This window comes from Kocuria sp. NPDC057446, from assembly GCF_042802875.1.
Taxonomy (GTDB): Bacteria; Actinomycetota; Actinomycetes; order Actinomycetales; family Micrococcaceae; genus Kocuria.
The window spans coordinates 1-10,809 of record NZ_JBHVDI010000135.1; the positions used below are offsets into that span (position 1 = coordinate 1).

Below are 10,809 nucleotides of genomic sequence, written 5' to 3' on the forward strand. Positions count from 1 at the left end.
GAGCTGCTCCTGGAGCAGCTCCACGGCCTCGAGAGCGCTCCCGTCGTGGAGCGCGTCGACTGCCCGCTGATCGTCAGGGCGTCGACGGGCCCAGCGCCCATCCGCTGACCGTGCCCGGCTCGACCGCCGCGCACCAGGTCTCGCCGTCCTGCGGATAGGCCCGCAGCGTGTGGGGAGGCCCGGCGTGCGCGTAGAGCTCCACCACGGAACCGTCCACCACGACCGTCGAGGCGCGCCCCGCCCAGACCTCGCGCTCACCGGCGGGGCCGCGCAGCAGCAGGCGCACGGCGGCGTCCTCGCCCGTGGCGCGCAGCTCGGCCGCGTCCGGCAGCTCCACCGCCCCGTGCACCGGGGTCAGCTCGAGGGGACGGCTCCGGTGCCCCGCGCACTCGGCGGCGGGGGCCGCCACGAGGACGTCCCCGTCCAGCCGGAGCTCGCGCGGCCAGGTGAGCAGACCGGCCCAGCCCTCCTCGTCGCTGAGCTCCGCCGACCGCGTCTCCCACGACCAGCCCCACAGCAGGGCCCGGTCCTCCAGCGCCAGCACCTGGGGCGCGTAGAACGCCGGCCCCGTGTCCACGGCGCCACAGGCCTCGGGGATGAAGCGGGGGGCGTCCGCCCGGGCCCCGCTGCCGTCGTCGTCGGCCCTCCCGTCCATGCGCCCGACGACGTAGCGGACGTCCTGCAGCCGGCCCGAGCCGTCCTCCTGGCGCATCCACCGGGAGACGATCAGCACCCAGCGGGACCGCTCCCCCTCGGTGAGCTCGACGAGCTGGGGGCACTCCCAGATCGAGGCGTCGAGGTCCTCGCTCAGCACGGGGTGGTCCGAGGTCAGCCACACGCCCAGGTAGCTCCAGTCCGCCAGGTCGGCGGCGTCGTAGAGCAGGATCGCCGCCCGGCCGTCCGCGAGTCCGGCGCCCTGCAGCGCGTACCGCCGCCCCGCCCAGCGGAAGAGGAAGGGGTCGCGGACCGCGACGACGTCGGGGTCCGCGGGCATCTCGGCCGCCGTGGCGCCGTCCTGCCGCCAGGACCGCAGGTCGTCCGTCCCGGTGGCCAGGGTCACCCGCGACCGGTCGTCGGCGGCCTCGACGCCGCTGTAGACCGCCACCGGGCGGCCCTCGTCCACGGTGACCACGCCGGACCAGCAGCCGAACGCGTCCGGACCGTGCTCCTGGGGGCGCAGCGCCACCGGCTCCTCCTGCCAGGTCACCAGGTCCGGTGAGGACAGGTGCCCCCACTGGATCGCGTCGTGCCGCGCGGAGCCGGGGTTGTACTGGAAGAACACGTGCCAGGTGCCGTCGACCCGGCACAGGCCGTTGGGGTCGTTGAGCCAGCCCCGGTCGGGCCGGGGGTGCGTGCGCGGGAAGGCCCGGCTCAGGGGCAGGACGGCGGAGGTGGTGGCGGGGGTGAGGGTCATTTGCTGCTTCCTGCGGTGAGGCCTTCGCGCAGATAGCGCTGCCCGAAGACGAAGACGATCAGTGCGGGGATCATGGAGATCACGACGCCGGCCAGGACCACGGAGATGGACCCCGTGCCCAGGTTCCCCTGCAGGGACACGAGGCCCAGGGGAAGGGTGAAGTTCTGCTCCGAGATGGTCAGAATGAGGGGCCGGAAGAACTCGTTCCAGTGGTAGTTGAAAGCCAGGATGCCCACGATGGCCATGCCCGGCAGGGACAGCGGCGCGTAGACCGAGAAGAAGGTCCGCCAGGGGCTCGCGCCGTCCAGGGCCGCGGCCTCGGCGAGGTCGTTGGGCAGGCCCAGGAAGTACTGGCGCATCAGGAACGTGCCGAAGGCGGTGGGGATGGCGGGGATGATCAGCGCCAGGAGGGTGTCGGCCAGGCCCATGCCGCGGACCAGCATGAACACGGGCACGATCGTGACCTGGACCGGGACCATCATGGTGGCCAGGACCACGCCGAACATCAGCCCGGAGCCCCGGAACCGCATGCGGGCGAACACGTACCCGGCCATGGCCGCGGTCAGCATCTGCCCTGCGGCGATGAGGGCCGTGACCAGCGCGCTGTTGAGGACGAGCCGAACCAGGTCGATCTGCCGGGCGACCTCGGCGTAGGCCGTGGTGTCCGGATCGGTCGGGAGGAACTTCGGCGGGAGGTCGAAGGCCTCGCTGGGGCTGCGCAGGGACGTGGACAGCGTCCACATGACCGGGCCCAGGACCGCGACGGCGGCCACGAGCAGGAAGAGGAGGCCGGCGACGCGCCCCGGGTTGGGCAGCGCCGGGCGCCGTCGACGGCGGGGCGCGGGACCGGCCGTCCGGGACGGGGTGCGAGCGGGTGCAGACATGAGGTGGTCCTTCATCGGTGGGAAGAGCTCACTGGTAGTGGACGTAGCGCCGGGAGAGGCGGAACTGCGCCAGGGTGACGAGCATGATGAGCACCATGAGCACCAGCCCGATGGCGGAGGCCTTGCCGAACTCCAGCTGCTGGAACGCCGTCTGGTAGACGACCATCACGGCGGAGCGGGTGGAGTCCCCGGGGCCGCCGCGGGTCAGCACGTAGGGCTGGTCGAAGACCTGCAGCGCCGTGATGATCGCCGTCACGGAGGCCACCAGGAGCGTCGGGCTGACCAGGGGCAGGGTCACGTTGCGGAACTTGGACCAGCCCATGGCGCCGTCGAGGTCGGCCGCCTCGTAGAGCTCCTTGGGGATGGACGCGATCCCGCCCAGCAGGATCAGGAACGTGAAGCCGAAGTTCTGCCACACGTAGACGAGCACCACCACGAACGCGGCCCCGGTCGTGGTCGTCAGCCACGGCACCGCGGGCAGCCCGACGCTGCCGAGGAGCCAGTTCACGACGCCGAACTGCTCGTTGAACATGTAGCGCATGAAGATCGAGACGCTGGCCGCGGAGAGGATCAGCGGGAAGAAGAACGTGGAGCGGAAGAACAGCCGCAGCCAGGCCGGCATCTTCCCCTGCACCAGCACCGCGAGGGCCATCGCCAGGGACAGCTGCAGGGTCACCGCCACCACCACGAACACGATTGTGTTGAGGAAGGAGACCCGCACGGTCCGGTCCGTGACGAGCTCGGTGAAGTTGCGCAGCCCCACGAACTCGGGCGCCGAGATGATGTCCCACTGGAAGAAGGCCAGCACCACGGAGGCCAGGATGGGCAGCACCGTGAAGACGCCCATCCCGATGACGGTGGGGGCCAGGAAGACCGCGGTCATCCACTTCTCGACCCGGGAGCGGGTCCGCCGCCGCGGCGGGGCCGGTGCGGGGACCGTGGTCCGGGCGACGTCCGGTGCCGGTGCGATGGTGGTCATGCGTCCTCCCGGAGGATGAGAGCGAGTTCGGTGTCGAGCCGGTCGAGGGCCGAGGTCATCTGGCCGGCGCCGCCGCCCATGGCCACGGCCACGTTCTTCATGAGCGCGGACTCGACGGCGGCCTGCTGCGGCGGAGCGGGAATGGGGCCCGTGCTGGGAAAGCGGTCCAGGGTGTCGTAGAAGACCTGCCAGTGCTCCGGACCGGCGCCGCGGTAGAAGTCCGCCGTGACCATGGAGCGCCGGCTCGGCGTGGTGTTCGGGTGGGGGGTGGCCAGCTGCATCGACTCCTTGCGGGCCGTGAACTTGATCCACTCCCACGCCTGGTCCTTGCGCTCCGAGGTCTTCATCAGCGCGTAGCCGGCGCCGCCGAACTGGTGGCGCTGCGTGCGCCAGCGCGGGAAGAACTGCACGTCGAAGGCCTCCGGCCCCATCCCGGCCTCGTTCAGCCCCTGGGCCCAGTAGCCACCGGCCGGCGTGGCGCCCACGCGGTCGGAGGCGAACAGGCCGATCAGGGCGTTGCCGCCGCCCTCCTCGGGGCGCACGCCCAGGCCCTCCTGCACGAGCTCCCGCAGGTAGTCGAACGTCTCGGTGACCCGCTCGTTCCGCACGTTGGAGCCCGTCCAGAGGTAGCCGCCGCTGCGGTCGGCACCTGCCGGGTGGTCCCCGTAGAAGCCGTTCCACAGCCATCCGCCGCCCGGCGCCTTCTCCTCGGTGAGGAAGCTGGTGCCGTTGGCGTAGAGCCACGGGACCACGCCGCCGAACAGGCGGTTCGTCCAGTAGTAGGGGCGGAAGGAGCCCTCGTTGGAGCGCTGCATGGCGCGCATGAGACCCGTGAAGTCGTCCTTGGTCCAGTCGTCGGCGGGCCGCTCCGCGCCGGCCCGGCGCAGTGCCGCCGTGTTGAGGTACATGTTGGCCGCGTTGAACTCCAGCGGCAGCTGGTACAGGTTCCCCTTGTACATGAAGGCCTCGACGAGGCTGGGGTGCACGTCGCGGAAGTACTCCCCCATCGTGGCGGCGTCCCGCTGGACGAAGCTGTCCAGGGGCACCGCGAGCCGGTCGGCGAACAGCTGGGTGCCCTCCGTGGCCACGTACACCAGGTCCGGCGCCTGGCCGGCCGCGACCATGGTGAGGATCTTGGAGAAGAAGTCTCCCCAGTCGGCGCTCTGGACGGCCTGGATACGCACCGGGATGTCCGGGTGCTCCGCCCGGAACTCGTCCACCAGCTGCTGGCGCTTCGCGGCGTCCTGGGCGGTGCCCTGGATCGCCACCGTCAGGACGTCCTCGCCGCGACCGGGGATGTCGGAGCCGGTCAGGCGCGGCCACGCCCCGACCGTGGCCCCGGCCAGGGCGATGCCGCCGACCCCCAGTAGGGTGCGACGAGTCAAGCTGCTCGCTGCCGTCATCCGCGTGTCCTCACTTCGCTGAACTAACACGTGTCAGGTTCCTGACACGTGTTAGGAGAGTAGGGACATCCGGCGTGCAGTGTCAAGGATCACAGTGCGGCGGTCCGAACGTGACGGCGCGTACCGTCCTCCGGCGTCAGCGCACGAGGGCCGAGACGCCGGGTCCGGCGAGCTCCTCCGGGCCGACCGGCCGGCCGGACACCGCCAGCAGCAGCGCGAGCACGGGGCCCCGCACCTCGGGGCCGGCCCCGGCGTCGAGAGCGGCGTCGGTGGCCACGAGCCGCAGTCCCGCCGCCCGCTCCCGGCCGCCGCCGATCTTCGTGCTGGTGCTCAGCTGGTGCCGCAGGGCCTCGGCGACCGGCCCGGCCGGGCAGGTCCGCGTCAGCGCGAGCGGGCGCCGGATGTCCTCCCCGTGCACGAACGCCTCCACCAGCCGGGTGGCCGGAGGTGCCGGCGCGCTGGTGGTGCGGGCGCTCACCGCGCGGAACGCGGCGAGGGTGTCCCGCGGGTCGGCCCGGCGCTCCCGGGCGACGCCGCGGGCGTTGCAGCGGTCGAAGTCGAAGCCGGCGGCCACCAGGCGGCGGACGAAGCCCAGGCGCGTGGTCCTCGCGTCGTCCACGAGGTGGGCCAGGACGTCGTGCACGTCCCAGCCGGGGCACAGGGAGGGGGTGGCCCACGCCTGCGCCGGGAGGTCGGCCAGGTCCCGGACCAGCGCCCGGCGCTCGGCGTGGACCACGGGCCAGATCTCGGTCATGCGCACTCCTCTGCTCCTCCGGACGACGACGGCGCCGCACCCGCGCTACGCCGGGGGACGCTCTCCGCCGGTGGGCCCTCCGGTGCCGCGACGCAGCTGGGCGCGCTGGCGCATCAGGCCCGAGACCACGAAGCTCAGCGCCAGCGAGCAGACCAGCGCCACCACGTAGCTGTCCAGCAGCCACGACAGCAGCGGCAGGAGCCCGCCCAGGCACACGGCCAGCATCAGCTGCCCCCGGGGGGAACCGGCGGTCTGCGGAGTTCTCCCGGCGTCCATCCCTCCACTCTAGGGACCGCCCCGGCGGCCCCGGCGACCGACGCACCCTCCCGGCGCGGACGCGAGCGTGCCGACCCGCCGGCTCAGCCGGCCGCCGGCACCGCAGTCGTGGCCCCGGACGGCGGCAGCCGCAGCAGGAACGTGGTGGTCGGGGTGGACTCGAGGGTGAGACTGCCGCCGAGGGACTCGGCGAGCTCGGCGGCCACCGTGAGTCCGATGCCCTCACCGCCCTCCCGGGTGCTGACGTGGCGGTCGAAGATGCCCTGGTCCGCGGGCCGGTCCCCCTCGTCCTGGACCGTGATCGCCCAGTGCGTGCGGGCGTCCCTGGCCCGCACGCGCACGGCCCCGCGGCCGTGCCGCAGGGCGTTGTGGATGAGCACGTCCAGGATCTGCTGCAGCAGCCCGGGATGCGTCCGGACGCGGGCGGGACGCGGAGCCATCGCCGTGACGGTGCGGCCCTCGGCACCGGCCTGCCGGTCCCAGCGCTCGGCGCTCTCGGCGGTGAGCAGCGCCAGGTCCACGGGCACCGGGCGCTCCAGCCGGCGGCCGCGGGAGTGCTCCAGCAGCTCGGTCACGGTCCCGCTGAGCCGGTCCAGCTCTCCCAGCGCCCGGCCGAGCTGCTCGGACACCGCGGGGGCGGTCTCGGGCCAGTAGGTGAGGTCCTCGAGCTCCAGGCGCAGGGCGGTGAGCGGGGTCCGCAGCTGGTGGGAGGCGTTGGCCGCGAACTGCCGCTCGCGGTGCAGCAGGGCCTCGAGCTGCCGGGAGCTGGTCCGCAGCGCCACCCCGACGGCCCGGGCCTCGGGCAGCGTGGAGTCCAGCGGCGGCAGGGTGAAGGTCCCGTCCCCCAGCCGGCGGGCGGCGTCCGCCAGCTGTTGGAAGGGCCGCGCCAGGCGGCGGGCCAGCAGGACCGCGGCCACCGCGGCGAGGACCACCAGGACCAGGCCGATGAGCACCAGCGGCATCACCGCCTCGGTGATGCGCTCGCTCACGGACGCGCCGGTGCGGGTCAGCGCCACGGTGGTGCCGTCCGGCAGGGAGCGGGTCTCCACGATGTCCGCGGCGTGCGCCCCGGCGCTCCCGGTCGAGGCGAGCACCCCGCCGTCGGCGTCGCGGTGGACGAGCAGCTCGCCGTCGCCCGCGAGCTCCGCCAGGTCCTGCTCGCCGATCCCCCCGGAGCGCGAGCGCTCGGTGAGCACGGCCGCCACGAGGTCGGCGGAACGCTCGGTCTGCTGCGCCGCGCTGGTCTGCACGCGGTCGGCCAGCATGTAGGCGCGCGGCACCGCGTACAGGACGATCACCGCGAGGGTCAGGCCGACGAGCGCGGTGATCAGCCGGTCACGCATCCGGCGGGCCGTCCTCGAGCCGGAAGCCGATGCCGCGCACGGTGACGATCTGGGCCGGTGCCCCGGAGTCGGCCAGTTTGTGCCGCAGCCGGGCCACGGTGACGTCGAGGGTCTTGGTGGAGCCGAACCAGTTCTCGTCCCACACCCGGTCCATGAGGTGCTCCCGCGTGACCACGTCACCGCGGACGCCGTCCAGCTCGGCCAGGACATCGAACTCCTTGGCGGTGACCGGCAGGACCGTGTCGGCCACGAAGGCCTGCCGGGACCGCGGGTCCACCCGCAGTCCCGGGGCGGTGTGCGGCTGCGGCACGGGTGCGCTGGACGGGCCGCTCTGCCGGCGCAGCAGCGCCCGGACGCGGGCCAGCAGCTCGGCCAGGCTGAAGGGCTTGGCCATGTAGTCGTCGGCGCCCACGTCGAGGCCGACCACCCGGTCGATCTCCGAGCCGCGGGCGGTGAGGATGAGCACGGCCCCGGTGTAGCCGTCCTCGCGGGCCTGCCGGCACACGTCCAGCCCGTCCCCGTCCGGCAGCCCGAGGTCGAGGACCACCAGCGGGAACCGCCCGGTGGCGGCGCTCGCGAGGGCGGCCTGACCGGTGCTCACCCGCTCCACGGCGTACTGCTCCCGCTCGAGGGCGCGGGTCAGGGGGAGGGCGATGCCGTCGTCGTCCTCCACCAGGAGGATGCTGGGGGCCATTGCAAAAGCATATCCATTGTCATGGACCTTGGGCGTGTCCTGCGTCATGTTTCGACCGCAGGGTCAGCAGGACGACGACGGCGCCGAGCGCCGCCACGGCGCCCGCCACCATGGGAGCGGTCCGGGCGGCCGAGCGTCCGAGCCCGGGCAGGCCCAGCGCCACCAGCACCCCCTCCCCGAGCAAGGTCAGCGCCGCCAGGAGCACCAGGGTGAAGCGGGACGCGAAGCAGCCGCGGAGCCGGAGGCACACGGTGGCCGCGGCGCCCAGACCGGCCCCGGCGAGGAGCAGCACGCTCAGGTACGCGGCCTCCTCCCGGATCAGCACCGCCTGGGCGGTCAGGACGGCGGCGAGCAGCGCCGCGGCCGGCACGGCCGCCCGGACTCGGGTGGGCCTGGGCATCAGAACTCCCGGTCCAGGGCACCGGTCTCGGTGACCGGGCTGGTCGAGCACGGCTTGCCGGCGAGGTCCACGACCGCCGCCGAGGGCGTCCAGACCATGGACGCCGCCGTGGACGTCGTCCGCAGCTGGCCGGCGCCGCCGGTGGCCGCCCCCAGGGTGACGGTGATCGTGCTGCGCGGCACACCGTTGACCACCGCCGTGCTCTTGGTCATGGTGGCCTCGAACGTGGCCGTCCGGCCGCTGCGGATGTACGTCTGGCGCAGGTTCACCGGGCCCAGGTTCACGGCCCCGCCGGTGCGGCCGACCGTGAGGACCGACCCGTTGGTGGTGCCGTTGAGGGTCACCACCACGGGCAGGGCCTGCGTGCCGTCCCAGCCGGGGGCGACCGAGGACGGGGCGACCTGTCCCGTGTACGTGTAGGTGATGCTGTCCCGGGCGTCGAGCCGGCCGATCGTGGTGCCGCCGTTGGCGGTCTGCACGTCGGCGCCGCGCAGCGGGGCGTTGTCCACGTGCCGTCCGGCCACGACCGCGGAGGTGGTCACCTTGCCGCTGCCGTCCGTGAGCACGGCGCGCAGGTCGTAGGCGCCGTCGGCCACCGCGGTCGTCGTCCAGTCGCAGGTGTACGGGCCGGTGGTGTCGGAGCAGATGGTGGTGAAGGTGCTGCCGCCGGTCGGCGCGTACTGGATCTGCACGGACTGGATGCCCGCGGTGGAGTTGGCGACGGCCGTCAGCGTCTCGACGCCGCTGAGATACGCTCCCGGGTCCTCGAGCGAGACGGAGGAGACGGTGTTGTCCACGGTCCGGTTGTTCACCGCGCCGGATGTCGTGGTGTTGCCGGCGGCGTCGGTGGCGACCGCCCGGAAGCTGTAGGTGCCGTTGCCCAGTCGCGTGGTGTCGTAGCGGCAGCTGTAGGGCTCCTCGGCGACCACGCACAGCTGCTGATAGACGGTGCTGCCGGTGGGGGCGTACTGCAGGACGACCTGGGCGATTCCGGAGTGCGGGTCCGTGGCCGTCGCGGCGAAGGTGCGGGTGCCGCTGAGCGGTGAGCCGGGGTCGGTCATGGTGACCGCCGGGGCGGTGTTGTCGACCAGGACGTCCGCCCGGGTCGCGGAGTAGCTGGTCGTGGTGCTGTTCCCGGTGCCGGACACCGCGACCGCCCGCAGGTCGTAGTCACCGCTGGACACGGTCGTGGTGCTCCACGAGCAGGAGTACTGCCCGGTCTGCGCGGTGCACGCCGTGGTCCACTTGGCGCCGGCCACGCCGATCGCGAAGTACTCGAAGCGCACGGCGGGAGCGGCGGTGCCGGAGTGGAGGACCGTGGCGGTGAGCTGCGCCGAGCCGCGCAGCACGTCCCCGGGGTCGGCGAGGAACACGGTGGAGGAGTTGGCCACGATCGTGCTGACGCTGGACGAGACGGTGCTGTAGCCGGCCCTGTCCGTGGCGACGGCCCGGAGCGCGTAGGAGCCGTCCGGCACGGTCGTGGTGCTCCAGGTGCAGCTGAAGGGCGTGGCGGTGAGCCGGCAGACGCTCTGCCACGTCCCGCCGGCGGCGGGCTGGACCTGGATCTCCACGACGGCGATCCCGGACTCGGCGTCCGCGGCGGACGCGGTGAGGACGACCGAGCCCGTCACGGTCGCCCCCGGAGAGGTCAGGGACGTGGTGGGCGGGGTCCAGTCCGCGGCGGCCCGGACGGTGCTCTGCGGATTGGCCGTGCGGCTCGTGAAGGACGCGGAGGAGAACTCGGCGGTGCCGCTGAGGCCCAGGAGCAGACCGAGCACGACGACGAGCACGGCGGTCGCGGCGGTTCGTGCGGTCATGGCGATCAGTGGCTCCCGGAGCGTGGGTCGAGGTCTGGGTGGTCGGTTCCCACGCTAGAGAGCCGGTGGCAACAGCCGGGGAACAGAGGCGGCTCGCAGCCCCACAGTTCGGCAACACCTCCGCGGCACGTCGTGCCGCGCCGTCGCGGGTCAGACCGCAGCGGCAGGGCTCCGGCGCGGGGCAGCGCGCCTCGGCGGGCCCTCGGGGCGTCTCCGCGCCGTGGCGGCACGCGGCTGCGGGGTTTCGGCGCGGCTCCGGGGCCGGCGCAGGACCTGCACGACCTCGACCGCGCAGCGGAGGGCGATGAGCCCGGCCGGCACACCGATGACGAGCTGCCGGACCTGCGGGTCGGACAGGGCGATGAACGCCCAGCCGAGGTGGGGGACGGCGTGGTCCAGGCGGGCCTGGGTGGGGCCGGGCAGCTGGAAGGTCCACGGGTCGGGGGCGTCGTTGGCGTCGCCCTGGGTGCGGAACACGGGTCCGGTCTCCGAGGCCTCGACGGCCAGGATGCGGTGGGTGACCAGCTCGGTGAGCCCGGAGTCCGGCGGGGGCAGGTAGGTGATGACATCGCCGACGGCCAGGTCCGCCACCGGCACCGCGCTCTCGATGGCCAGGGTGCCCTTCTCGAAGGTCCCGGACATCGACGCGCCGGTGATGACGTAGCGCTCGTAGCCCAGCGCGCCGGGCACGAGCATGGCCAGCGCCAGGGTCAGCACCACGAGCGCCGCCAGGTTCAGCAGCACCCGGGAGGCGGTCCGGGTCACGATCCGCACAGCGCGCACGGCGTCCTCCTGCTGCGGGCGCACGCCCGCGGTCGTGTCGAGCAGGGACGGCGGGGCCGGCC

Annotated in this window: 11 protein-coding genes; all 11 read right to left on the bottom strand. The window is 73.4% G+C overall.

The features are described 5' to 3' along the window. Nucleotides 1-73: 73 nt before the first annotated feature. Entirely contained in the window at nt 74-1,414 is a 1,341-nt protein-coding gene (locus ACFU0Y_RS14310) for a glycoside hydrolase family 32 protein (RefSeq protein WP_380215198.1), read from the bottom strand. Next, a complete protein-coding gene (locus tag ACFU0Y_RS14315) occupies nt 1,411-2,298 on the bottom strand; it encodes a carbohydrate ABC transporter permease (protein WP_380215199.1) in 888 nt (295 codons plus the stop codon). Before ACFU0Y_RS14315 ends, ACFU0Y_RS14310 begins: the two co-directional genes overlap by 4 nt. A 28-nt stretch (nt 2,299-2,326) precedes the next feature. Then, nucleotides 2,327-3,277 carry a carbohydrate ABC transporter permease gene (locus tag ACFU0Y_RS14320; RefSeq protein ID WP_380215200.1) on the bottom strand — a complete coding sequence of 317 codons (951 nt, stop codon included), beginning with the start codon at nt 3,275-3,277 and terminating at the stop codon, nt 2,327-2,329. Beyond that, on the bottom strand, nt 3,274-4,680 hold the full coding sequence (locus ACFU0Y_RS14325) for an extracellular solute-binding protein (RefSeq protein WP_380215201.1): 1,407 nt from the start codon (nt 4,678-4,680) through the stop codon (nt 3,274-3,276). The genes ACFU0Y_RS14320 and ACFU0Y_RS14325 overlap by 4 nt, the downstream gene beginning before the upstream one ends. A gap of 136 nt (nt 4,681-4,816) precedes the next feature. Beyond that, entirely contained in the window at nt 4,817-5,434 is a 618-nt protein-coding gene (locus ACFU0Y_RS14330; RefSeq protein ID WP_380215202.1) for a maleylpyruvate isomerase family mycothiol-dependent enzyme, read from the bottom strand. Between the two features lie 45 nt (nt 5,435-5,479). Beyond that, the gene (locus ACFU0Y_RS14335; protein ID WP_380215203.1) at nt 5,480-5,710 is read right to left on the bottom strand and encodes a hypothetical protein; all 231 of its coding nucleotides are present in this window, start codon (nt 5,708-5,710) and stop codon (nt 5,480-5,482) included. A gap of 83 nt (nt 5,711-5,793) precedes the next feature. After that, nucleotides 5,794-7,053 carry a sensor histidine kinase gene (locus ACFU0Y_RS14340; protein ID WP_380215204.1) on the bottom strand — a complete coding sequence of 420 codons (1,260 nt, stop codon included), beginning with the start codon at nt 7,051-7,053 and terminating at the stop codon, nt 5,794-5,796. Next, entirely contained in the window at nt 7,046-7,747 is a 702-nt protein-coding gene (locus ACFU0Y_RS14345) for a response regulator transcription factor (RefSeq protein WP_380215205.1), read from the bottom strand. The genes ACFU0Y_RS14340 and ACFU0Y_RS14345 overlap by 8 nt, the downstream gene beginning before the upstream one ends. A 19-nt stretch (nt 7,748-7,766) precedes the next feature. Then, nucleotides 7,767-8,147: a hypothetical protein gene (locus tag ACFU0Y_RS14350; protein WP_380215206.1), complete on the bottom strand. Its 381-nt coding sequence runs from the start codon at nt 8,145-8,147 to the stop codon at nt 7,767-7,769. Next, nucleotides 8,147-9,964 (bottom strand): Ig-like domain-containing protein, encoded by a 1,818-nt coding sequence (locus tag ACFU0Y_RS14355; protein ID WP_380215207.1) that lies wholly within the window; start codon nt 9,962-9,964, stop codon nt 8,147-8,149. The genes ACFU0Y_RS14350 and ACFU0Y_RS14355 overlap by 1 nt, the downstream gene beginning before the upstream one ends. A gap of 150 nt (nt 9,965-10,114) precedes the next feature. After that, nucleotides 10,115-10,809: signal peptidase I (locus tag ACFU0Y_RS14360; protein ID WP_380215208.1), on the bottom strand; the 695-nt coding region annotated here is incomplete at its 5' end.

What these genes read in the sequence shown, in the direction of transcription:
- ACFU0Y_RS14345 (WP_380215205.1), bottom strand. Translation starts at nt 7,747, where the DNA reads ATGGCCCCCAGCATCCTCCTGGTGGAGGACGACGACGGCATCGCCCTC.
- ACFU0Y_RS14330 (WP_380215202.1), bottom strand. Translation starts at nt 5,434, where the DNA reads ATGACCGAGATCTGGCCCGTGGTCCACGCCGAGCGCCGGGCGCTGGTC.
- ACFU0Y_RS14340 (WP_380215204.1), bottom strand. Translation starts at nt 7,053, where the DNA reads ATGCGTGACCGGCTGATCACCGCGCTCGTCGGCCTGACCCTCGCGGTG.
- ACFU0Y_RS14320 (WP_380215200.1), bottom strand. Translation starts at nt 3,277, where the DNA reads ATGACCACCATCGCACCGGCACCGGACGTCGCCCGGACCACGGTCCCC.
- ACFU0Y_RS14335 (WP_380215203.1), bottom strand. Translation starts at nt 5,710, where the DNA reads ATGGACGCCGGGAGAACTCCGCAGACCGCCGGTTCCCCCCGGGGGCAG.
- ACFU0Y_RS14325 (WP_380215201.1), bottom strand. Translation starts at nt 4,680, where the DNA reads ATGACGGCAGCGAGCAGCTTGACTCGTCGCACCCTACTGGGGGTCGGC.
- ACFU0Y_RS14355 (WP_380215207.1), bottom strand. Translation starts at nt 9,964, where the DNA reads ATGACCGCACGAACCGCCGCGACCGCCGTGCTCGTCGTCGTGCTCGGT.
- ACFU0Y_RS14310 (WP_380215198.1), bottom strand. Translation starts at nt 1,414, where the DNA reads ATGACCCTCACCCCCGCCACCACCTCCGCCGTCCTGCCCCTGAGCCGG.
- ACFU0Y_RS14350 (WP_380215206.1), bottom strand. Translation starts at nt 8,147, where the DNA reads ATGCCCAGGCCCACCCGAGTCCGGGCGGCCGTGCCGGCCGCGGCGCTG.
- ACFU0Y_RS14315 (WP_380215199.1), bottom strand. Translation starts at nt 2,298, where the DNA reads ATGTCTGCACCCGCTCGCACCCCGTCCCGGACGGCCGGTCCCGCGCCC.